The organism is Streptomyces lunalinharesii (assembly GCF_039532155.1).
Classification (GTDB): Bacteria; Actinomycetota; Actinomycetes; order Streptomycetales; family Streptomycetaceae; genus Streptomyces; species Streptomyces lunalinharesii.
Map to the genome: position 1 here is coordinate 142,560 of NZ_BAAARK010000021.1, position 22,095 is coordinate 164,654.

The window sequence follows — 22,095 nt, forward strand, 5'->3', positions numbered from 1 at the left end:
TGAATCCAGCTGCGGAGGAAAGATGCCAGCGAAAATCGAATCCCTGGCCTGGGAATACTTCACTTACGCACCTGCCGGGTCACGGTGCACCGCCTGCCGCAAAGAGATCAAGACCGTTGAGTTGGCGCGTCGGGGAAACCTGGAACGCCCCTCCGGACAACGCGTGGTGATCTACCGGCACGCCGACAAGTGCCCGGAGTAGCCGCCGTGACTTCGCAGACGCACGGAGATCCGATGCAGCCGTCGGCAGCCTCCCCGGAACGGACGACAGGGCACGAACTACAACTGGATGCGGCCTCTGGAGTCGTGCGCATCCCCTCGGGGGCGACGGTTCCGCCGTGTCCCTTCCTGTGCCTCCATTGCAGGCGTAAGGGCCGCCAATAGGTGCTCAGCCGAAGAGGGCCCCGCGGCGCTGCGGGAATGCCGAGGACCGCGAAGGGAAGTGACGCCCGTGATCCACGGCGAGAGCCTGGCGCGAGACCTGCGGCGTGACCACGGCTTCGTCCACGTCGGACGCACCAGGGACGGCAACGCCGTGGTCATGCGCAAGCGCGGCAGGTGGACCGTGGTCCCGTTGCGCTGGCTCACCGAGGAAGCCGTGCAGACCATCAAGGCACAGGCCGGAATCGGCCTGGTCTGAGGCATCCGTACCGGGTGTTCGCGGGCCCCGACCCCACCCCCGCTACCCGACCACCGTCCCCGCCGCCCCCGGCACCCGTGCTGCCGACGTTCCCAGGCCCGTCGCGCCCGGGTTCCAGCCGGTGGTGCCGGGGTGGTGGCGGAGGTACTCGGGGCGGTAGCGGCGGCAGCCCTGGTGCCAGGTGAGGATGCCGGCGAGCCAGTTCTCCAGTTCCTTGACGTAGCCGTCGAGGGTGGCGCGGGCCTCCGGCGAGAGCTTGAAGTCGTCGTAGAGGATGGGGAGTTGGTTCGTGGCGATGTGCTGGAACTCGCGCATGCGGGAGGTCATCAGGTCGTGGACGATGGCGAGCGCGGTCGGGTAGTCGCAGTCGAAGAAGTTCTGGACGACGAGGACGCCGTTGTGGACCTCGCCCTCGTACTCGATCTCCTTCTGGTACGAGAAGACGTCGTTGAGCAGGCAGGCGTAGTCGGCGGCGGCGTTCTCCAGGGAGCGCATCGGTCCGCTGCGGTAGACCTCCGGCGGCACCTGGCGGCCGTGCCCGAGCCGGCTCAGGCTCATGGTGAGGTCCGAGCCGAAGGTGGCGCGGCGCATCTCGATGTAGTCGACGGGGTCCGGGACGCGGTGCAGCACCATGTTGTCCAGCTCCCAGAGCCAACTGGCCGTCATGGCGTCGACGGTGGCCTTGAAGGTGCGGCGCGCGTCCGGGTCCATCGGCCCGGCGGTGCGGGCCCACAGGTCGGCGAGGCCGCGTTCGAGGGCGTTGGCAGGTTCGGGGGCCCGGTCGGCGGTGTCGACGGGCATCAGGGCGGAGAGGCGCTTGGTGGTCGCCAGCGCGCCGGCGACGTCGCCGGTCCGGCCGAAGACCGCGGGGTAGTAGTCGTCGGCGTAGGTGCCCCAGGTCAGCCACTGGGTGCTCAGGTCGAGTTCGTCGGGGGTGGCGTCGGGGTGCAGGCCGGCGGCGCACAGCGCGAAGTCGAAGCGGACCAGCGCGTCCTCGTCCCAGATGGCGGAGAACGGCACGCCGGGCTGCGGCTGGAGCAGCCCCGTGCGCTGCGCCCAGGAGACGACGTTGCGCCGGGCCGCGCCCAGGTGGGGGCTGAGGGTGGTGGTGAACGGCATGAAGAAGTCGGGGAGTCGGGACGGGCCGACCGGCTGGTGCGGGACGTGGCTGCGGCGGCGTACCCGCTGGCTGCCGGCGGTGCGCAGCGCGGTCGGCAGGTCCGCGGCCGAGGTGCCCAGGCCCAGCGCCCCGGTGGCGAGCGCGCCCAGCCCCTGGGTGCCCAGGCCGCCGAAGACCAGCGGTGACCAGGGGGCCGCGGCGGCGCCGGGCTCGCCCGCGCCGCCGCCGTTCATGTAGCGGCTGGAGCGCATGTGCCACTCGTGGCCGCCGGACTGCCAGTCCTGGAGGCCCTTGGCGTAGGCGAGGACGGCGGCGCACCCGGCCGGGTCGAGGCCCTGGTCGGCGAAGAGTGTGGGCAGTTCGGTGAAGACGGTGTCCTCGAACTGCTGGAGGCGGGAGGTGATCAGGTCGTTGACCGCGTCCGCGGCCTCCTGGGTGGAGCAGTTCAAGAACGTCTCCAGCACCAGGACGCCGTTGCTCAACTCCCCTTCGTCCTCGATCTCGCGCTGGTACGAGAAGAGGTCGTTGCGCAGGTGGACGGCGTCGGAGAAGGCGTCCTTGAGGACGCGCAGGGCGCGGGACCCGGCGACCGCGGCCGGGACCTCGGCGCCGGTCGCGTACTCCACCAACCCCGCCGACCAGGGGGCGCCGCCGACCTTCCGCCGCATCTCGATGTACTCGACCGGGTTGGAGATCCGGTTGATGTTGATGTTGGAGAGTTCCCAGAGGGATTCGTTCAGGAGGTTCTCGGTGCTCTCGGCGAACCGGCGGCGCCAGTCCAGCGACATCGCGGGCACGGTGCGCCGCCACAGGTCCGCCAGCCCCGCCTCGACCTGGTTGGTCGGCTCCGGCATGGGCGCGTCCAGGTCCATCGGCATGAACGCCGGGAGCCGGTCGAGGTACGCCTTCCCGCCCTCCCGGTCCAGGGTGCGCTTGAACTCCTCCAGGAAGTGGTCGTCGAAGAAGAAGACCCAGACGTACCAGTCGGTGACGAGGTTGAGCGCCTCCTCGGAGCACTCCGGGTGGGTGTAGGCGCACAACAGGGCGTAGTCGTGGGCGTCCAGGTCGCGCTGGTCCCAAATGCCGGAACCTTCCAGCATGTTCATCTGCCGGGCCCACTGCCGGGAGTGCGTACGGGCGGCCTCCAGGTGCGGGTTCAGCCGCGCCGGGTGCGGCATGTAGAAGTGCGGCAAGGTGAACGGCTGCGCCGCGGGTTGGGACTGTGACTGCGTCACCGTTGGTGGCCTCTCCCGATACTGGTGCCCCTCCGCACGGACGGTGCGCACGGAAGGAGGGCGCGCCAAAGCACCCCCTCTGACGGCGCCAGCCCTACCCCGGGCATCAGTGGCGTAGACCTCGGCGGTCATCCCCGTGCTGAACTGGCACTCTTTCGGGTTGAGTTGCCGGGGTGGGGGTGTAACTCGTGGGGCGTGTGAGCTATAGGGGGAGTCTCGTGGGGGACATCGACCGTCCGAGCCGGGCCCTTCCGGTCACCGACCGTCACCGTCCGCGGCCCGCCGCAGCGCCAGCGCCGCCAGCGTCTCCGGGGCGCCGGGTTGGCCGCGGATGCCCGGGAAGGCGTTGACGTCCACGAGCAGCGGGGCGCCGGCGCCGAGGTGCAGCACGTCCACGCCGTAGACCTCCAGGCCGAAGACCTCCCCGGCGTGCAGCGCGGCCTCGATCCAGGCGGTGGGGAGGGCGGCGGGCGGCAGCGGGAGGTTCGGGCCGCGGCCGCCGGGGGACAGCTCGGAGCGGCGGCGGGCGGCGAACGGCTGCCCGTCCACCACCCACAGCTTGTGGTCCCAGCCGCTGTTGGCGGTGAACTCCTGGACGACCACCGGCTCGTCGGGCCGCGCGGCGGCCCACTGGGCCAGTTCGGCCGGCGATCCGACGCGCGCCACGAGGTCGCCGCGGCGGCTGCGCCGGCTCTTCAGAACCAGGGGGTAGTCGAGGTCCGCCCCGTCGGCCGCCAGCTCGCGGACCGTCGCCACCCGCAGGGTCTCGGCGAACGGCAGTCCGGCCGCCCGCGCCCGCCGCGCCATCGCGACCCGGTCCAGGCACCCCTCGGTCGCCGGCACCGAGTTGATGACCGGCGCCCCCCGGTCCGCCAGCCGCGCGGCGGTGGTCAGCGCCTGCGGCGTCCGCGCCTTGAGCAGGTAGACGTCGGCCACGGTGGCGGGCGCGGCCCGCCCGGCCGGCTGCCCGTCCGGGCCGAGCGGCGTGCCGTCCGGGGCGAGGAACTCCACCCGGTGCTCGTCCCGCCGCAGCACCGCAGCGGTCGCCGACAGCAGCGGGTGCCCGGGGTCCGCGCTGATCATCGCGATCCTCACCGCGCGCCTCCGACCGCCTCCGCCGCGGGCCACGGCCCGCGCTGGTGGCCGATGAAGGGCAGCGCGCCCGCCGGTGCGCACGCGGTGCCGCGGCGGGCCAGCCGCAGCACGGCGGCGGAGACCCGGGCGACCGCGTCCGGCACCTGCCGGAAGCTCGGGAAGTCGTTGATGTCGACCACCACCGGCCCGTCCGGGCCCAGCAGCACGTCCACCCCGTAGAGGTCGAGCCCGAAGACCGCGCCCACCTCGGTGGCGATGCGGGCGACCTCGGCCGGCAACGGAACCTGGCGTTCCGGTACGGCCTGGTCGGGGTGGAGCGGGGAGCACCGCTCGGTCGCGTAGAGCTCGCCGGCGACGCAGTAGACCTTCAGGTCGGTCCCGGAGTTGGGGACGTAGGGCTGCGCGATCAGCATGCCGCCGCCGGCGCCGTCGGACGCCGCCGCGGCCCCCGCGGTCAGCTGCGCGGGCCGCTCCACCAGGCGCACCGCCCGCCCCGAACTGCCGTCCGCCGGCTTCACCACCAGCGGGTACTCGGCCTCCGGCACCGCCGCGAACTCCTCGGCCCGGGCCGCCGCGTACGTCATCGGCACCGGCAACCCACCGCTGCGCGCGAGCACCGCGGCCAGCGCCTTGTCCCGCACGCCCCGTATGGCGCGGACGTCGTTGACCGTGGTCAGCCCGGTGGTCGCCGCGGCCTCCAGCAGGGTCAGCCCCGGCCCGCCGGAGACCGTCTTGAGGACCCAGGCGTCGTGCCGTCCGGCCGCCACCACCTCGGACAGTTCCGACATCCGGATCATCGAACGGCCCGGCCACTCCACGTCCACCCGGTGGCCCCAGGCCCGGAGTTGGGCGATCACGTCCCGCGGCATGCCGTCGTGGCGGTACTGCTCCTCCACCAGGAAGCAGAGTCTCATCGATGCACCCATGTATCGCCGCACGTCCACCCGTATCACCAACCCGTCCGCCGCCGTCGGCGGACGTCCACCCCGTGTCGCCGTGGGCGCGCCGGCCACCCGACGGGCGCCCGGCGCACCAGGATCCCATGCGGCGCTCACACGTTCGGCCGTGGCCCGACCGCCGTCCCGCAGGCGTGTTTCGGCGACGTTACGCCACCGGTCGGGACCTCGACACGCGCCGTGAGCTGGGACGCGATCACCCCCTCGGGAGGTTGCGCCACCCACCCCCCGACCTCACCAAATCCCGTATGTCGAAAGCCTTGTTCCGCTTTATGGCTGGTCCTAGGGTCAGGCCACTCAACGCGGCCGCCCGGTTCCGGGGCGGCCGCGCCTATGTAAGCGGTGACGGAAGCAGGCGAGCGGGTTGGCGAACGAGCAGCAGGGCCACACGGCCCCGGAGGCCGGGACGGACCACCCCGGCGCGTGTCCGGGCGCACGGACGGACGGCACGACGACGGACGGCACGGCGGCGAACGGCACGACGACGGACGGCACGGCGACGGACGGCGCGCGGCGCGCGGACGCGCCCGACGGACCGCCCGGCGCGGCCCCCGGCACACCGTCCGAAGGGGGCGCCGCCCGCGGCGGTTTCGGCCGGCGCGGCTTCCTCGCCGGCGTGGCCGGACTGACCGGTGCGGGCGCCAGCGGCCTGCTCGGCGGGCCCGGCGCCGCCGCCGCGTACGCCCAGTCCCCCACCGCCCCGGCCGCGCCCCGCTCCGAAGCCCGGGCCACGCCCCGCCCGGACGCCCACCCCGCGCCGCGCCCCGACCAGTTCGCCGGCGAGCGGCAACTCCTCCTCCCCGAGGTGGTGCTGCTGCCGACCGGCCCGGTGCGCGACCACGCCGTCCTGATCGAGCACGGCACCTTCCGCGAGGTCGGGCCGGCCGCGAAGCTCCTCGCCGCGCACCGCGGCGGCCCCGCCCCGGTCCGCCTCGACGGCCACCTGCTGATGCCCGGCTTCGTCGACGCGCACCACCACCTCACCCAGAGCTTCGGCAAGGCGCAGTCCTTCGGGCAGCCGTCGGAGATCTTCAAGACCGTCTGGGAGCCGCTGGAACACGCGCTGGACGAGGAGAGCGCCTACCTGTCGGCGAAACTGGCCGCCCTGGAGGCGCTGCGCGGCGGCTTCACCACCGTCGCGGACGCCGGGACCCGGGCGCCGGTCGACGTGGCGGCGCTGGCCAAGGGCACCGAGGAGGCCGGCATCCGCTGCGTCCTCGGCAAGATCGTCTCCGACGGGACCGGCGGCCCGGCCCACCTCGCGCGCTGGCACGGCCATCCGCTGGTCCACCCGTCACTGGCCATCGCCGTCCCCGAGGACGCCACCGGCCCGGTCATCAAGCACACCGCGGACCTGTGCGCCGACGCCGGAGCGGTGCTCCAGATCCACGTCAACGAACACCTGGCCTCCGTGGAACGCTCGTTGAAGAGCGTCGGCCGCCGCCCGGTGGACTACCTGCACCACCTCGGCGCCCTCGGCCCGCACACGCTGGGCGCGCACGCCACCCTGCTCACCCCCACGGAGATGCGGCAGGTGGCCGACTCCGGCGCGGCGCTCAGCTACAACCCGGTGGCCAGCGCCTGGAAGGGCAACGCCGTCGCACACGCCACCATGTGGGCCGCGCTGGGCATCCGCTTCGGCGCCGGCACCGACGGCACCCGCGGCGACGGCTTCCGGCTCGTGGACGCGGCGGAGTCCGCCCAGCGCCTCACCTACGGGCTGGCCACCGGCGACTCGGTGTGCGGCGCCGGCGACCTGTGGCTGGAACACGGCACGGCGGGCGGCGCCGACGCCCTCGGACTGGGCCGCGTCACGGGCCAGATAGCCGCCGGCAAGGCCGCCGACTACCTCCTCGTGGACCTGGCCGTCCCCGAACTCACCCCCTCCTACGACCTGCGCTGGGAACTCGTCCGGCTGGCGGGCCGCGACCAGATCCGCGCCGTGGTGGTCGCCGGCCGGCTGCGCCTGTGGGACGGCTGGCCGACCGACTGGGACGCCCGCGCACTGGTCGCCCGCGCCGCCGAGGTGGGCCCGAAGGTCGTCGAGCGGGCCAAGATCCAGCGGGTCGAGCCGCGGTAGACGCGCTGACGGGGCGCGGACGGGGCGCGCCCGGACCGACCGGACGCGCCCCGCCGGGTCACTCGCCGACGCGCACGAATCGCCAGCGCTGCGAGGCCGATCCGTTGGCCGGCTCCACGTGCAGCTGCTCGCGCCCCGACGCGTTCAGGGTGGCGACGGCGTCCTCGTGGGGCACGTGGATGCGGTAGGAGCCCTCACCCGCCGGCTCGATGGCGAACTTGCTCCAGCTGCCCTCGGAGGCGACGATGCCCTCCCCACGGCGCGACCAGGCGGCATCCGGGTGCGTGGTGGAGTTGATCGTGAACGAGCCGTCCCCGGTGGGGTGCACCGTCCACTGCTCCTTCAGGTCCTTGTCGTGCGAGCCGACGATGAAGAAGAGCGGCGGGTGGACCGGGATCGTGTAGGGCGCGAGGGCCAGCTTCCCCACCTCGGGGTTCTCGCTGACGATCAGGTAGCGGCCCTCCTGCATCCGCGTCGCCGCCCCCGCGGGCCCGGCGGCCTGGGCCGAACCGGCCAGCGGGGCCAGCGTCATGAGTGCGGCGGCGGCAGCGGCGATCAGGGCGTTGCGACGGCGCATGGGGTTCCCCTCCCTCTCGCTCCCGGTCTGTCCGGGAGACCGCCTGCGATCTGTCCCCGGCTCGCATCCCCTACGCCTCGCGCACGCCCAGTTACTTCGTGTGAGTTACGCGTGCGCCTCCGTCGCCGCCACGCGCTCCCCCTCCGGCATCCACCGGTAGATCGCCACCGCCGCCAACGCCACCCCCACCGCCAACGCCAAGGTCGCCACGTGCAGCCCCCCGGTGAAGGCGTCGACCACCGCGGCCCGCAGCCGAGCACCCCCGTCCGGCAGGTCGCCGAGCGCCGCCTCGGCCGCCGCGACCGTCGTCGGCGCCCCGGGCCCGGCCAGCGGCGCCGGCAGCCGGGCGGTGAACACCGCGGCGGTCAGCGTGCCGGTCAGCGCGATCCCCAGCGCGCTGCCCAACTCCCGGGTCAGGCTCTGGAGTCCGGAGCCGACCCCGGCGGCCTCCGGCGGCAGCGCCGACATCATCGCGTGCGACAGCAGCGGCGTCGCGGTCCCGCAGCCCAGCGCGGTCAGCCCGGCCCCGACCGCGTACAGCACGTACGGCGTGCGGGCGTCCGCGGCCGACACCGTGGCGAGCCCGGCGGCCAGGACGAGCATCCCGGCGGCGACCGCGCCGCGCCGCCCGCACCACCGCTCCAGCACCAGCCCGCACCGCGGCCCCGCCAACAGCGCCGCCGCCATCGGCAGCAGCCGCACCCCGGCGCCGAACGGCCCGTACCCCTTCGCGTACTGGAGGTACTGCCCGTTGAGGTAGAACAGCCCGAACATCCCCAGGAAGAGCACCGCCATCCCGACCGCCCCCGCCCGGACCGCGGGCCGGGCGAAGATCCGCGGGTCCAACAGCGGGCGGGCGGAGCGCAGTTCGTGCCGCGCCCAGGCCGTCAGCAGCAGCCCGGCCGCCGCGAGGGAGCCGAGCACCCACGGGCTGAGCCACCCGTCCTGCGGCCCGCTGACGACCCCGTTCAGCAGGGCCAGGAACCCCCCGGTGAACAGGGCGGCGGCCAACGGCGCGACCGGCCCCGGATGCCGCACCGCCACCGGCGCCACCACGGCCACCAGCACCAGCGCAACCACCGCGACCGGCACCACGCACACGAACAGCGCCCGCCAGCTCCCGTACTCGATCGCCGCGCCGCCGCCCACGTTGCCCAGCACCGCGGCGAGCCCGGTCATCGCCGCCCAGACCGCGATCGCCCGACGGCGCGGCCCGTCCGGCAACCCGTCCACCAGCAGCGCCAGGGTGTTCGGCAGCACCGCCGCGGCGCCCACCCCGCTCAGCATCCGGCCCGCGATCAGCACCCCGACATGCGGCGCCAGCGCGCACACCGCCGAGCCGACGACGAACACGCCCATCCCGCACAGCAACGTGCCCTTGCGCCCGCGCCGGTCGGCGAGCGCCCCCGCCGGCACCAGCAGGCACGCGAAGACCACCACGTAGCCGTCCACCACCCACACCACGGCCTCGGCGGACGGGTGCAGCGGCCCGGCGGACAGGTCCGGGATGGCCAGGTTGACCGCCGAGACCATGCCGACGACCAGCGTCACGCACAGGCACATCGCGACGGTCACCGGCCCCCGCGGGGCCGACCCGTCCGGCGTCCGACGCACCCTCATCCCTCCCGGACCCGGTCCAGCCGCGCCCGCAGCGTCAGCCGGTCCCCCCGCAGGTGGATGAACTCCAGGTCGGCCGGCCGCCCGTCCGCCAGCCGCGTCAGCCGCTCCACCGCCAGCACCGCGCCGCCGCCCGGCATCCCCAGCACCGCGCAGGTCGCCGGGTCCGCGACCACCGCCCGCACGGCCACCTCCGCCGACCCCAACGGCCGCCCGGCCGCGCGCTCGATCAGGTCGAAGACGTCCCGGCTCTCCAGCAGCTCGCGCCCCAACGCCAGCAGCGGTTCGCCCACTTCGGGGATGAGGTAGGTGCAGTCCAAGGACAGCGGCATCCCGTCCACCCGGCGCAGCCGCTCCAGATAGACCACCGGGCCGTCCGCCGGCAGCCCGAGCCGCCGCGCCACCGCCCCCGGCGCCCGCACGGTGCGCGCCGCCCGCACCTCGTTGACCACCGTCCCGTGCTGCTGCAACACCTCCGCCAGCCCCGACAGCTCCCCCAACGGGTGCTCGTAGGCCCGGCCGACGACCACCGTCCCCACCCCGCGCCGCCGCTCCACCAGCCCCTCGTCGCGCAACAGCCCCAACGCCTCCCGGACCGTGTTGCGCGTGGTGCCGAACTCCGCGACCAGGGCCCGCTCGTCGGGCAGCACGCCACCGGGGAACGCACCCTGGAGCACCTGTCCGCGCAGCACGTGCGCCACCCGCCGCGCCCGGTCGGCCCGCGTCAGCCCGTCGCCGATCGCCTCACCGCCGCGCGCCGGCGCCCCGTCCCGACCGTCGCCGCCGCTGCCGTCCGCGTCCATGCCCGCCCTCCTCGACTCCCGGTCACGCCGCCCGTGCCGCACCCCGACGGACCACCGCCGGGCCCCCGACGCTAGAGCACCCCCTATTACGGCAGAGTTACGCCACCCATACTGACCTGCACCAATGCCTGACCTGGGGGTTTCTCACCCGGGTCGGGCGCTGCGCCACCCCCTCGCCGGCACCGTTACCGTGACTGCAACCCCGCGACCCGGGGGACAGGAGGGGAGAGCAAGAAAGGGCCGCCCCATGAGCACCAAGTCCGCGCCGTTCGACGAGCTGGACCGCAAGATCGTCGCCGCGCTGATCGAGAACGGCCGGGCGAGCTTCGCCGAGATCGGCTCGACCGTCGGCCTCTCCCCCACCGCCGTCAAACGCCGGGTGGACCGGCTGCGCGAGAGCAACGTCATCACCGGCTTCTCCGCCACCGTCCGCCCCGCCGCCCTGGGGTGGCTCACCGAGGCGTACGTCGAGGTCTACTGCGACAGCGCCGCGCCGCCCCGCCGGCTGGCCGAGGTCGTCCGCAACCATCCGGAGATCGCCGCCGCGATGACCGTCACCGGTGGCGCCGACGCCCTGCTGCACGTCCGCGCCACCGACGTCGAACACTTCGAAGAGGTCCTCGAACGCATCCGGACCGAACCGTTCATCCGTAAGACGATCAGCTACATGGTGCTCTCGCACCTCCTCCCCGACAGCCCCGAGGCCGGCGCCCGGCGACCCTCCGACCGCACCGACGTCCCCGCCCCCGGCCGGCCCGCCGACCGCACCCGAAGCGTGCCGCACCCGCAGACCCGCGCAGCGAACCAGCGGTAACCGCCCCGTACGAGCAGGATTCCTGCGTATCTGCGCAGCATTCATTTCTTGTCGCCAGAATCGGCCGCTCCGTACCGTGAACTGCCCCCGGTGACGACCGTTCACGGACCGTCACCCGGCGGGCAGTGGAAACGGATCCACGGATCCCAGGAAGCGGAGGCCCCTTCTGTGCCCACCACCCAGCCCGGCGGCGCGCTGCTGAACGCGGTGCACCGCACCCCCCGCGCCCGGCGCTACCTGCTCTGCCGGCCCACCCACTTCGCCGTCGAGTACGCCATCAACCCGTGGATGCGCGAGGACGCCGACGTCGACACCGCACTGGCCCTGGCCCAGTGGGAGGACCTGGTCCGCGCCTACCGCGACCACGGCCACACCATCGAGACCGTCCAACCGGCCCCCGGCCTGCCCGACATGGTCTTCGCCGCGAACTGCGCGGTCGTCGTGGGCGGCCGCGCCTTCGGCTCGCTCTTCCACGCCCCGCAGCGCCGCCCGGAGTCCCGCGAGTACGAGATCTGGTTCAAGGCCGCCGGCTACGACCTCTACCGGCCCGAGTCGCCCTGCGAGGGCGAGGGCGACCTCGTCCCCGTCGGCGGCCACCTCCTCGCCGGCACCGGCTTCCGCACCACCCGCGCCGCACACGCCGAGGTCCAGGAGCACTTCGGCCTCCCGGTGATCGGCCTCCAGCTGATCGACCCGTACTTCTACCACCTGGACACCGCCCTCTTCGTCCTCGACGACGGCCTGGACGGCGGCGACGCGGCAGGCGGCCCCGACAGCGCGACCGTCGCCTACTACCCCGGGGCCTTCTCCCCCGGCAGCCGCGAGGTGCTCCGCCGCCTCTTCCCCGACGCCGTCCTCGCCACCCGCGACGACGCCCTCGCCTTCGGCCTCAACTCGGTCTCCGACGGCCGCCACGTCTTCATCGCCCCCCAGGCCACGCAGCTGATCGACCAGCTCACCGCCCGTGGCTACGTCCCCGTCCCCGTCGACCTCTCCGAGTTCCACAAGGCCGGCGGCGGCATCAAGTGCTGCACCCAGGAGCTGCGCCCATGACGACCGCACCCACCACGTCCCCCGACACCCGCACCGCCACCGGCCGTTCCTCCGCCGGCCTGATCGCGGCCGAGACGCCCGTCCTCGCCCACAACTACCACCCCCTCCCCGTGGTCATCTCCCGCGCCGAGGGCGCCTGGGTCGAGGACGTCGAGGGCCGCCGCTACCTCGACATGCTGGCCGGCTACTCGGCACTCAACTTCGGCCACCGCCACCCGGCGCTCATCGAGGCCGCCCACCGCCAGCTCGACACGCTCACCCTGACCTCCCGCGCCTTCCACCACGACCGCCTCGCGCAGTTCGCCGAGGGCCTGGCCGACCTCACCGGCCTCGACATGGTCCTCCCCATGAACACCGGCGCCGAGGCCGTCGAGAGCGGCATCAAGCTCGCCCGCAAATGGGCCTACGAGGTCAAGGGCGTCCCCGCCGACCAGGCCACCATCGTCGTCGCGGGCGGCAACTTCCACGGCCGCACCACCACCATCGTCAGCTTCTCCGACGACGAGGAGGCCCGCGCCGGCTTCGGCCCCTACACCCCCGGCTTCCGCACCGTCCCCTACAACGACCTCGCCGCCCTCGAAGCCGCCCTCGACGACACCACCGCCGCCGTCCTGATCGAACCCATCCAGGGCGAGGCCGGCGTCATCATCCCCGACGACGGCTACCTCGCCGGCGTCCGCGCCGCGACCACCCGCGCGGGCTGCCTCTTCATCGCCGACGAGATCCAGTCGGGCCTGGGCCGCACCGGCACGACACTGGCCGTCGAGCACGAGCACGTCACCCCGGACGTCGTCCTCCTCGGCAAGGCCCTCGGCGGCGGCATCGTCCCGGTCTCCGCGGTCGTCGCCCACCGCGAGGTGATGTCCGTCCTCGGCCCCGGCCAACACGGCTCCACCTTCGGCGGCAACCCCCTCGCCGCCGCCGTCGGCACCGCCGTCATCGACCTCCTCGCCACCGGCGAGTACCAGTCCCGCGCCACCGAACTCGGCAAGGTCCTCCACACCGGCCTCACCGACCTCCTCGGCCACGGCGTCACGGCCTTCCGCACCCGCGGCCTCTGGGCCGGCATCGACATCGACCCCGCCCTCGGCACCGGCCGCGCCATCAGCGAACGCCTCATGTCCGAAGGCATCCTCGTCAAGGACACCCACGGCTCCACCATCCGCCTGGCCCCACCCCTCACCATCACCGAACCCGACCTGACCTCGGCCCTGACCTCCCTACGCCGCGCCCTGTCCTAACCCCACCCGACCACCCCACCCTCCACGACCTCCCCGAACGCACTCCAGGCCCCCACCGGGACGACCATCGCCGGCCCGGCGGGGGCCTCTTGGAGTCTCGGACGGGGGTGCCGTGGGGGTGGCGGTCGAGGCCTTGCGGGGAGTTGTCACCCTCGCTGCCGCTGTACGAGGACTTCCGCCAACCGCCCAGCGAGGCGACGTCACCTACGTGCACTCACTCATGGTCTCCGTACCGCAGTTGGTCTGCAACGCGTGGACGACGGACAGCGACTCGTGAATCTGGCTCGTGAACAGCCCCGCGCAATACAGCTCTGTTGCAGGCTAACCCGGCGGTTGGTGGGGTTGATCCGCTTCAGGGGTAGAGCATCAAGTGACTGTGCCCCCACACCTCTCCGCCAAGTCTGCGTCCAGCGAAACCATCCACTGCCGGTGGGCCGTCAGCGGGGCTGATAGCGCCTCTTCGCTGATGGCCCGAACAGCATCTTACAGGGGCCTGAGAAGTATTCGCGCATTCACACGGGCGTCCTCGCCGCATGCCACGCCGGCCAGCGGGCCAGCGGGCCAGCGGGCCAGCGGGCCAGCGGGCCAGCGGGCCAGCGGGCCAGCGGGCCAGCAAGGAGCATCGACCATGAATTCGCCAATACCCTTTACCAACCCGCTCCGCGGGCGAAGAAACTGCCCACACGAGCAGCGCGCTAGGCGGAATTCTGAGGGCCGGCCCCGGAGTTTGCGCGAAATCCGAGAAGTCTGCCCACTGACAACGATACGTCCAGAATGTGTTCGTGAGCCACGCTGGGAACCTTGAAGTCATTCTCCCTGATGCAATCCAAGAAGGAATCAGGGAGGGACAGTGAGTAGTGGTCCACATATGTGGCCAGATCCTCCCGCCAGACGAACCTTCCGTCCGTGAGAATTGAGGATCCCCCCGGAACACGAAAGGAGCCGCTGATGACGTCCACAGTGGATTCCGTGACATCCAGGATCGGATAGCCAGATCTCAGGTACCTAGACACCAATTTGGCTTCATAGCCACCTCGACGTGCGTACGCATTCGCGATTGACTCCTTGTACACCTCCGAATTATTCGATTCCATCTCTCGGTAGAACCCAACCAGCTCCAACGGTGACTCCTTCATATGACAGGGAGGAACGTTCTCCAGTATCCACCACCGGCGATCTGGGGGATTTGCCCAGGGCCGAGCACGGGGTTTGTTCCCACCATATTCGTGGGCGCCCTCACAGTGACACCCAACTCATTGGCGACTTGTTGGGCTATCCCTGATGCGTCAGCGCCAGAGTGGCAAACCATGAGACGCAGAGGACCACCACGGTAGTGAGGGTTGTTAATGACAGCGTCGACTATTTGCCCACCGTTTACAGGACCTTCTGGGAGATCCAGGAAGCCGTCCCTTGAGCCATGCGCCACGACATCGTGTTCACCCATGTTGAGTACATTCTGGAAGTTACGACGACTGGAGCCGTCTGAACCGATGAGAGTCCCATTTTCTCCGTGTGTAACGGGAGATCCAGCAGGTATACCACTGTCCTCCATATAGTCCACGCTCCGGCCGCATGGCGCCAAACCTAGGGGGTCTGTCCACATGTGTGGGTTATGGACGTACGCAACAGGGTTGGGCGCCGGTGCGAGACCGAAGGGGTCTGCGTTGAGGTAGCGGCCACTTATTGGATCGTAGTAGCGGTGGAAGTTGTAGTGAAGTTGGGTTTCAGGGTCGAAATATTGGCCGGGGAATCGCAGTGGGGTGTAGGCTATCGCCTCGCGATTCCAGGTAGTGGTGCCCCAGAGGGTGGCGCAGCTGCGCCAGGCGATCGAACCGGAGGTCTCGAAGAGTTCGGTGGGCGAGCCGACCAGGTCCGTGGCGATCACGAAGAAACGCTGATCCATTACCCGTTGAGGGTCATTGCCCAGGTTAGCCGCTTTGCGTTCGATTTGGCTGATGGGAGCCAGGCCCTGGTGGTCCCAAGTTAGGGATAGAGCATCTGGGCGACCGGGTGCGTGGGTGGATTGTTCGGTGAGGGTGGGGCCGTCCCAGGTGAAGTCAGATTGCTCAGCGACGGTGGTGGCGTCAACGGCGAGGCGTTGTTTGGCTATTCGGCGGCCGGAGGGGTCGTAGAGGTAGCGCCACGTGGTGCCGTCGGGGGTGATAACCGAGGTGAGGCGGTCATCAGTGTTCCAGGTGTAATGCCAGGTATCTGGTTTGCAAGATAGGCGGGTTTTTTGGCGGAGAATTACGCGGCCCAGGGGGTCGTGTTCGTAGCGGATGCGGCCAGCGCGGGTGATGTTGGTGCCGGTGTAGGTGCGGCCGCCTCGAGCTGCGGGGTTGGGGTGGCGGTCGGGCCAGATGGCGTGGGTTTGGTTGCCCGCCGCGTCGTACGCGTACGACTCCGTCCAGTCCGTGGCGTGGACCGCCGTGACACGACCCGCACGGTCCAGGTCGAAGGTGCGGCGGCCGGTGTGGGAGTCGTCGATGGCGGTGAGGTGGCCGTCGGGGCGGTAGGTGTAGGCGCGTTGGAGGACCTGTTGGAGCTCTGCCTGGGCGGTGCCGGTGGGGTCGGTGGGTGCTGCTGAGAGGGACTGGCTGGTCAGGCGGCCGGTGGGGTCCCAGGTGTGGGTGAGGTGGAGGTTGTTGCCGATGGTGCGGGTGAGTTCCTGGCCTGTGGCGTCGTACTGGAACTGCAAGAGGTGGCCGGCGATGTCCATGCCGGTGCGGTTGCCGGCCGCGTCGTAGGTGTAGGTGGTGTGGTGGCCGGTGGGGGTGGTGCGGGAGGTGCGGCGACCGAGGACGTCGTAGGTGAACGTCATGGTGCGGTCGTTGACCGTTTCGGTCAGGACGCGGCCCAGGACATCGCGGGTGTAGGTGACGGTGGCGTCGGGGTTGGCGGCCTGGTGAAGGTTGCCGGCGGGGTCGTGCGCGTAGGTGGTGACCAGGCCCGCGGCGTTCTTCTCCGTGATGCGGCCGAGGGTGTCGCGGGTGTAGGTCGTGACCTCGCCCAACGCGTTGGTGCGGGTGGCGAGTTGGCCTGCGGCGTCGTGGGTGTAGGCCAGGACGCGGTCGTCGAAGTCGGATTCGGATGTCAGGCGGCCGGCGCCGTCGTAGGTGTAGTTCCAGGTGAGGCCCTGGGGGTTGGTGACCTGGGTGAGGCGGAGTTCGGTGTCGTGGGCGAACTCGTAGCGGACGCCGTCGGGGTCGGTGCGGGCGGCGAGCAGGTCGAAGTGGGTGTAGGAGAAGTGCGTCGTCTGGCCGACCGCGTCGGTGTGGGTGCGGCGGTTGCCCTCGCCGTCGTAGGTCCAGGTTTCGGTGGCGCCGGTGGGGTCGGTGCGGGTGGCGAGTTTGCCTTCGACGGTCCACTGGAGGTGGGTGGTGGCGCCGAGGGGGTCCGTTATCGACGTGGTGCGGCCGAAGGCGTCGCGGCGGTAGTGGGTGGTGTGGCCCAGGTGGTCGGTGACGGAGAGGGGGAGGCCGGCGGCGTCGCAGGTGAGGTGGGTGGTGTTGCCGAGGGCGTCGGTGACGGAGGCGAGGTTGCCGCGGGCGTCGTGGGTGTAGGTGGTGGTGGCGCCGGCGGGGTCGGTGGTGGCGACGCGGTGGCCGTGCGCGTTGTAGGTGTGCGCCCAGGTGGTGCCGTCGGGGCCGGTGACGTTGAGGGGGTTGCCGTGGGCGTCGTAGACCGTGGTGGAGGTGGTGCCGTCGGGGAGGCTGACGGTGGTGGGGCGGCCGTCGTCGTCGTAGGTGAAGCGGGTGGTCCGGCCGAGGGCGTCGGTGGTGGACAGGACGCGGTGCTTGGTGTCGCGGGTGGTGCGGGTGGTGGCGCCGGTCGGGTCGGTGGTCGCGACGATCTGGTGGTGGTCGTTGACCTGGTAAGTGGTCAGCTGGTCCTGGGAGTTGAAGAAGCGGTTGGTGCGCAGGCCCGTCGTCGGGTCCGGGTCGCCCCAGGCGTAGCGGGCGCGCAGGTGGCCGGCGATGCCGCCCTGGGAGGTGCAGCGGTCCGCCTCGTCGTAGGCGTAGGTGTAGCTGCTGCCGTTGGTGTCGGTCCAGGAGGTGATGCGGCCGTCGTCGTCGTAGGTGAAGCCGAGGGGGCGGTCGGAGGCCGGCTTGGTGACGGTGGTGAGGTTGCCGAAGGCGTCGTAGCCGTAGGTGGCCAGGAGTTGGTCGGTGCCGTCGGGGGCGGCGCCGGCCAGGTGGAGGGCGGTGATGCGGTCGCCCTCGGGGGTCGCCTCGGTGGTCAGCAGGAGGCGGTAGCCGGCGCTGTGGTTGATCGCCGTGGGCGTGCCGTCTTCGGTGTAGTCGAAGGTCTGGTGGTTGCCGTGGCGGTCGGATATCTCGTCGAGGAGGGCGAGGTTCTCGGTGTGGGTGGTGAAGTAGCGGCGGATGCCGGTGACGTGGTCGACGAGGAAGTAGTCGCCGTCCGGGGTGCGGGCGAGCGGGGCGCCGTCGCCTTCGAGGGGGAGGGTGGGAACGCCGACGGCGGGGTGCGGGTAGAGGAGGAAGTCGCCCTCCTCGCCGATGAGGACGACGCCCTCGGCGTCGATCTCCAGGCGCTGGTCGAGCGTGGACATCCAGGTGCGGCCGAACCAGCGGCCGGTGCGGTAGGACGACTCGAAGGTGCGGGTGAAGGCGAGCGGCAGGCCGCCGGGCAGGGCGACGTCGGTCTGCGGCAGGATCATGCGGCCGGTGGCCATGTCGATGGGGTCGCTGCCGAAGGTCTTGCACCAGGCGGTACGCAAGCGGTCGCGCACCGTCCGCTTGCCGCCCTCCTTCGCGGCGTTGCGGGCGGCGCCCTTGAACGCGTCCTTCGCGCCCGCCCGCACCGCCCCCTTGGCCAGCCCCCCGGCCCCCTTGCCCCCCACGAGGTTGCCGAGGAACGTGCCGTACGCCTCCGCCGGATCGCTGCCCCACCCCGAGCCCAGCATGCCCTTGGCCGTCTCGACCGGGTGCAGGGGTGCCTGGGCCAGGCCGAGGAGGGTGGTGGAGACGTTCGCGCTGAACTGGAAGGGGTGGGCGATGTTGTAGGGGTCGAGGGGGTTGACCTTGCGGGCGAGGTTCAGGGTCTCGATGCCGGCTTTCGCAACGCCGCCGGCGAGGTGCATGTGCTCGATGGCGAACGCCTTGGCGCCGTCCTGGAGGCCCGCGCCGGCCAGGTCGGTGAACTGCGGCTTGTCGGGGGCGTGCGTCAGGGCGCCCTTGAGGGCGGTGCGGGCCCGCTCGGCGGCCTCGTTCCGCTGGCTGCGGGCGTTCTTGATCATGTCCTGGGCGGCCTCGCGGCCCTCGGTGCCCGGGTCCACGAAGTCGCCGGGCGGCGTCGGCTGCGGGCCGGCGTCCTGGCCCTGGGCGACGGCCGCCTCGTAGCGCCGGCCCTGCGCCACGTACGCATCGACCTTCCCCTTCCAGGCGTGCAGGGCGCTCTCCCGGTCCTGTTGCGCCCGGCGGTACTTCTCGATCGCCGAGGACGCCTGGCCCTGTGCCCAGGAGACCGTTTCCGCGTAGCCCTGGAGCGCCTTGTGCGCGTCGTCGCACGCGTCGGCGGCGTGCATCCACTGCTTGGGGTGCATCTCGAACGCCTCGCGGAAGGCGTCGGCGGCCTGGCCGGACCAGTGTTGGCCGGAACCCAGCTTGCGCATGCCGTCGGCGACGCGGTTGAACGCCGCCGCGAAGTCCTTCAGGTGGGAGGCGGTTTCGTCGAGCTTCTCGACGTCCCCGTGGATGAGCTGTTTGGGGTCTTCGGTCTCGCCGAGCTGCCGCTCGTCGACGTGGGCGCCCAGCGCGCCGGCCAGCTTGTCGCCCCCTGAGCGGACCGTGTCCGCGGCGCCGTCGGCTCCGACCATCTCCAGGCTGTCGCCCAGCTTGTCGGCCCCGAACTCCACGGCCTTGCCGGCGCCGCGCTCCACGGCGTCGGTCAACTCGCCGACCCCGTCGGCGATTTTGTTGAGGCCGTCCCCGAACACGCTCACTTCTCACTGCCCCCGTGGGTCTGCCGCGGTTCCTGGAGCTTCGCGGTGGTGTCGGCTGGGTCCTCGCCGCCGTTGGCCAGCCGGTCCGGGATCGACGTCACGTCGTGCCCGAACTGCTCGGCGGCCTTGTCGGTCCTTTGGTACGACTCGTGCGAGGCCTGCGAATTCGGGTCCCAGTCCCATTTCGTGTACGCGTCGACGGTGTCGTTGCCGAGCTTGCTCCAGGACGTCCCGTGAAGCTCCTCCGCCGTCTTGTTCGGGTCGCCGACCGCGGCGTTCACGCCCTGCTTGAGGATGTCGGAGGCGTACTGCTCCTGCTCGTAGTAGTTGCCTGCGGTGAGCCCCAGCTTCTTGGAGAAGTCGTTGGCCTCCTGCATCAGGTTGTGGACGCCCCAACCCCAGCGGTCGCAGAACGACGAGAAGACCGATGCCAGGCCGTCATCGCCGCATTCCGTCGCATCCAAGGACAACCTGTCGAAGCCACGACCGAGTTGGGCTTCAATGTCGAATCCCAGCTCCTTCAGTTCACTGATCGCCGCCGTTATGCCCTTGGTGAGCTGTTCGAAAGCCTCCGGATCGGTGCGGTAGCCGCTTCCCTCTATGAGCCCCATGAACGATCTCCCCTAGATGTGCGTGGCGCCCGTTGCGTCAGCAGACGAGGCGGTGGCCGGGGCGGTGTGCGCGTCCACCGCAACGCGATCCGGGACGATTCCGGATACCGGCGGGAAAACCATGCCTTGCTCGCTCCCGACGTCCAGGGCCACGCCAACGGGCCCCTCGATGGCGGGAACCAGCACGTCGAGGACCCGGGCGCCGACCATGGACACGTACCGCAACTCCGGCTCCGATTCGCCGCCGCGTTCCGCGGCAAAACTGGACAAGGCATCCTCGTCGCTGAATGCATAAAGCCAGCGAATTCCGTCCAACTCGGCCGTGAGGAATGCGTCGTCGACGATCGGGAGTATCACGATCGTGCGCCGGAATTCACCGACCAGTGCGGCCGGATTCGGTCGGCCCTCGTGGCACGCTGCCACCTCGTCCGCCAATGGCATGGTGAGCCCCTCCCCCATTGCTACCCAGCTCATCTGCTGGGTCCACTTTGGCACACGGCACTGACAACACCGCCGGGTCATCTCGCGCAATAAACCGGCCGGGCGTTCCTTTTGTGTTCAATTACGAGGGGGAGGCCGCGGAGGCCCCGACCAACACCTGTGCCGCCGCCGCGGCCGGGGCCGCGGACGTGGGGTCGCCCGATATCGCGGCGGCGGTGATGGCGCCGTCGACCAGGAGGGCCAGTTGGGTCGCCAGGACGGTGGGGGTGGGGTGGTTCAACGGGCGCACGAGGTCGGTGAGGTAGGCGTGCAGAGCGCGTTTGTGGTCGCGGGTGGCCCGGGCTACGTCCTCCGCCGTATGGCCCAGTTCGCCGTAGGCGTTGATGAAGGCGCAGCCGTGGAAGTCCGGGGCGGCGAACCACGCCGCGAGCCAGTCGAAGACGGCGCGGATCCGGTCCTCCGGGGTGCCGGCGCCAGCGTCCGCAGCCACAGCAGCACCCGCACCCGCACCCACACCCGCACCCGTGTCCGTCCCGGCTCCCGCATCCCCGCGCGCGGACACGTAAACGGCGAGGTCGGCCCGCCAGCGGGCGTCGCGGCGGCGGAGGTACGCCTCGACGAGGTCGTGCTTGGCCGGGAACGTGCCGTAGAGCCGCTTGAGGGAAACGCCGGCGGCGGTGCGGAGTTCGTCCATGCCGACGGCCTGGATGCCGCGCGCGTAGAAGAGCCGTTCCGCGGCATCGAGGATCCGCGTCCGCACGTCGGCGTGGACGTCGGCGCGGACATCGGCGTGGACATCGCCGTGGGCATCGTCGTGGGCCGTCACAGGGGCCTGCCTTCCCGGGAGAACGTTCGTTCTCTAGACTAGCCGAGTGCCCGGAGAACGCTCGTTCTCCGGGGCCGCACCCATGTCCACGCAGACGGGAGTCATGCCATGACCGCGACCGCACCCCGACCCCCCTTCCCCCCGTTCGACGAGGCGACCGCACGGCAGAAGGTCCAGGCCGCCGAGGACGCCTGGAACACCCGCGACCCCGAGCGGGTGGCCCTCGCGTACACCGAGGACTCGATCTGGCGGAACCGGGACGCCTTCCTCACCGGGCGCGCCGAGATCGTCGCGTTCCTGCGCGGCAAGTGGGACCGGGAGCTGGACTACGCGCTGCGCAAGGAGCTCTGGTCGTACGCGGGGGACCGGATCGCGGTGCGGTTCCAGTACGAGAGCCGGGACACCAGCGGCCAGTGGTGGCGGAGTTACGGCAACGAGCTGTGGGAGTTCGACGCGTCGGGGCTGATGCGCCGGCGGGAGGCGGGGATCCACGACGTCCGGATCGAGCCGGCCCAACGACGGATCTTCGGTGCGCGGCCGGAGGGGGAACGGGGGCTGCCGATTCCGTTCCGGTGAGGAGGGCGGCGGCACGCTGGGACCGCCCCGTGACGCGGCCGTCGCGCCGTCGGCCGCGCTGGTGGTCCATGAGACGTCATGCCGGAGCGCGTCGACTTCGCAGGACGCACCCTTGACCGGATGCCGAAAGCCGGAAGCCGGCAGGTCCGTTGTGACCTGCCGGCTCGGCGTACTGCCAACCGTCCTTGTGCGCTGCCGGTACTGGTACTGGTACTGGTACCGGCGAGCCCTGCACGTGCTCCCGCGTGCGCCACCGCGGGTCCGCCCGTGAGAGCCAACCGTGCACGGCGGTCAGTTGGCGATGCCGACCGGGTGGACCTGGATGCTCTCGTCGTACGAGCCGCCCAGCTTCAGGGCGTCCGCCGGCCACTTCAGGTCGACGCTGTGGGTCTCGTTCGGCGGCGTCACGATGATGTCGGTCGGGCTGGCGAGGCTGTCGCCACTG

At 71.5% G+C, this 22,095-nt stretch carries 16 protein-coding genes; 6 read left to right on the top strand and 10 right to left on the bottom strand.

What is annotated here, in order from left to right; genetic code table 11:
* Positions 1 to 442: 442 nt before the first annotated feature.
* Positions 443 to 640 carry a hypothetical protein gene (locus ABD385_RS27685; protein ID WP_344581096.1) on the top strand — a complete coding sequence of 66 codons (198 nt, stop codon included), beginning with the start codon at positions 443 to 445 and terminating at the stop codon, positions 638 to 640.
* 42 nt (positions 641 to 682) lie between these two features.
* Here the strand turns inward: ABD385_RS27685 and ABD385_RS27690 are convergent, their stop codons facing one another.
* The 3 genes from ABD385_RS27690 to ABD385_RS27700 form a co-directional block, all read right to left on the bottom strand.
* On the bottom strand, positions 683 to 2,938 hold the full coding sequence (locus ABD385_RS27690) for a terpene synthase family protein (RefSeq protein WP_344581143.1): 2,256 nt from the start codon (positions 2,936 to 2,938) through the stop codon (positions 683 to 685).
* A gap of 312 nt (positions 2,939 to 3,250) precedes the next feature.
* Entirely contained in the window at positions 3,251 to 4,078 is an 828-nt protein-coding gene (locus tag ABD385_RS27695) for an ATP-grasp domain-containing protein (RefSeq protein WP_344581098.1), read from the bottom strand.
* An 8-nt stretch (positions 4,079 to 4,086) separates the two neighbouring features.
* On the bottom strand, positions 4,087 to 5,004 hold the full coding sequence (locus ABD385_RS27700) for an ATP-grasp domain-containing protein (protein ID WP_344581101.1): 918 nt from the start codon (positions 5,002 to 5,004) through the stop codon (positions 4,087 to 4,089).
* A 406-nt stretch (positions 5,005 to 5,410) separates the two neighbouring features.
* Between ABD385_RS27700 and ABD385_RS27705 the strand changes: the two genes are divergently transcribed.
* Positions 5,411 to 7,126: an amidohydrolase family protein gene (locus ABD385_RS27705; RefSeq protein ID WP_344581104.1), complete on the top strand. Its 1,716-nt coding sequence runs from the start codon at positions 5,411 to 5,413 to the stop codon at positions 7,124 to 7,126.
* A gap of 58 nt (positions 7,127 to 7,184) precedes the next feature.
* Here ABD385_RS27705 and ABD385_RS27710 read toward each other — a convergent pair whose 3' ends face one another.
* The 3 genes from ABD385_RS27710 to ABD385_RS27720 all read right to left on the bottom strand — a co-directional run bounded on the left by ABD385_RS27710 (position 7,185) and on the right by ABD385_RS27720 (position 10,123).
* Positions 7,185 to 7,703 (bottom strand): RICIN domain-containing protein, encoded by a 519-nt coding sequence (locus ABD385_RS27710; protein WP_344581107.1) that lies wholly within the window; start codon positions 7,701 to 7,703, stop codon positions 7,185 to 7,187.
* A 105-nt stretch (positions 7,704 to 7,808) separates the two neighbouring features.
* Positions 7,809 to 9,278: an MFS transporter gene (locus tag ABD385_RS27715; RefSeq protein ID WP_344581109.1), complete on the bottom strand. Its 1,470-nt coding sequence runs from the start codon at positions 9,276 to 9,278 to the stop codon at positions 7,809 to 7,811.
* Between the two features lie 41 nt (positions 9,279 to 9,319).
* Entirely contained in the window at positions 9,320 to 10,123 is an 804-nt protein-coding gene (locus ABD385_RS27720) for a GntR family transcriptional regulator (protein WP_344581112.1), read from the bottom strand.
* Between the two features lie 247 nt (positions 10,124 to 10,370).
* Between ABD385_RS27720 and ABD385_RS27725 the strand changes: the two genes are divergently transcribed.
* From ABD385_RS27725 to rocD, 3 genes are all read left to right on the top strand, one after another.
* Positions 10,371 to 10,937, top strand: coding sequence for an Lrp/AsnC family transcriptional regulator (locus ABD385_RS27725; protein WP_344581114.1), 567 nt, complete (start codon positions 10,371 to 10,373; stop codon positions 10,935 to 10,937).
* Positions 10,938 to 11,105: 168 nt separating this feature from the next.
* The gene (gene ddaH / locus ABD385_RS27730) at positions 11,106 to 11,990 is read left to right on the top strand and encodes a dimethylargininase (protein WP_344581116.1); all 885 of its coding nucleotides are present in this window, start codon (positions 11,106 to 11,108) and stop codon (positions 11,988 to 11,990) included.
* Positions 11,987 to 13,231 (top strand): ornithine--oxo-acid transaminase, encoded by a 1,245-nt coding sequence (rocD, locus tag ABD385_RS27735; RefSeq protein WP_344581119.1) that lies wholly within the window; start codon positions 11,987 to 11,989, stop codon positions 13,229 to 13,231. The genes ddaH and rocD overlap by 4 nt, the downstream gene beginning before the upstream one ends.
* Positions 13,232 to 14,363: 1,132 nt before the next feature.
* Here the strand turns inward: rocD and ABD385_RS27740 are convergent.
* The 4 genes from ABD385_RS27740 to ABD385_RS27755 all read right to left on the bottom strand — a co-directional run bounded on the left by ABD385_RS27740 (position 14,364) and on the right by ABD385_RS27755 (position 21,074).
* Positions 14,364 to 19,190, bottom strand: a complete 4,827-nt coding sequence (locus tag ABD385_RS27740) for a putative T7SS-secreted protein (protein WP_425585489.1) — start codon at positions 19,188 to 19,190, stop codon at positions 14,364 to 14,366.
* A 2-nt stretch (positions 19,191 to 19,192) separates the two neighbouring features.
* On the bottom strand, positions 19,193 to 19,807 hold the full coding sequence (locus ABD385_RS27745; protein ID WP_344581123.1) for a hypothetical protein: 615 nt from the start codon (positions 19,805 to 19,807) through the stop codon (positions 19,193 to 19,195).
* Between the two features lie 12 nt (positions 19,808 to 19,819).
* Positions 19,820 to 20,281: an SseB family protein gene (locus tag ABD385_RS27750; RefSeq protein ID WP_344581126.1), complete on the bottom strand. Its 462-nt coding sequence runs from the start codon at positions 20,279 to 20,281 to the stop codon at positions 19,820 to 19,822.
* Between the two features lie 88 nt (positions 20,282 to 20,369).
* Positions 20,370 to 21,074 (bottom strand): TetR/AcrR family transcriptional regulator, encoded by a 705-nt coding sequence (locus tag ABD385_RS27755; RefSeq protein ID WP_425585488.1) that lies wholly within the window; start codon positions 21,072 to 21,074, stop codon positions 20,370 to 20,372.
* A 108-nt stretch (positions 21,075 to 21,182) separates the two neighbouring features.
* On the opposite strand from ABD385_RS27755, the gene ABD385_RS27760 reads away from it, so the two are divergent.
* Positions 21,183 to 21,650 carry a nuclear transport factor 2 family protein gene (locus tag ABD385_RS27760; protein WP_344581128.1) on the top strand — a complete coding sequence of 156 codons (468 nt, stop codon included), beginning with the start codon at positions 21,183 to 21,185 and terminating at the stop codon, positions 21,648 to 21,650.
* The last annotated feature ends 445 nt before the right edge of the window (positions 21,651 to 22,095 follow it).

Coding starts and splice junctions, on each gene's coding strand:
- ABD385_RS27695 (WP_344581098.1), bottom strand. CDS start 4,078: ATGATCAGCGCGGACCCCGGGCACCCGCTGCTGTCGGCGACCGCTGCG.
- ABD385_RS27690 (WP_344581143.1), bottom strand. CDS start 2,938: ATGCCGCACCCGGCGCGGCTGAACCCGCACCTGGAGGCCGCCCGTACG.
- ABD385_RS27725 (WP_344581114.1), top strand. CDS start 10,371: ATGAGCACCAAGTCCGCGCCGTTCGACGAGCTGGACCGCAAGATCGTC.
- ABD385_RS27745 (WP_344581123.1), bottom strand. CDS start 19,807: ATGGGGCTCATAGAGGGAAGCGGCTACCGCACCGATCCGGAGGCTTTC.
- ABD385_RS27760 (WP_344581128.1), top strand. CDS start 21,183: ATGACCGCGACCGCACCCCGACCCCCCTTCCCCCCGTTCGACGAGGCG.
- rocD (WP_344581119.1), top strand. CDS start 11,987: ATGACGACCGCACCCACCACGTCCCCCGACACCCGCACCGCCACCGGC.
- ABD385_RS27720 (WP_344581112.1), bottom strand. CDS start 10,123: ATGGACGCGGACGGCAGCGGCGGCGACGGTCGGGACGGGGCGCCGGCG.
- ABD385_RS27700 (WP_344581101.1), bottom strand. CDS start 5,004: ATGAGACTCTGCTTCCTGGTGGAGGAGCAGTACCGCCACGACGGCATG.
- ABD385_RS27750 (WP_344581126.1), bottom strand. CDS start 20,281: ATGAGCTGGGTAGCAATGGGGGAGGGGCTCACCATGCCATTGGCGGAC.
- ABD385_RS27710 (WP_344581107.1), bottom strand. CDS start 7,703: ATGCGCCGTCGCAACGCCCTGATCGCCGCTGCCGCCGCCGCACTCATG.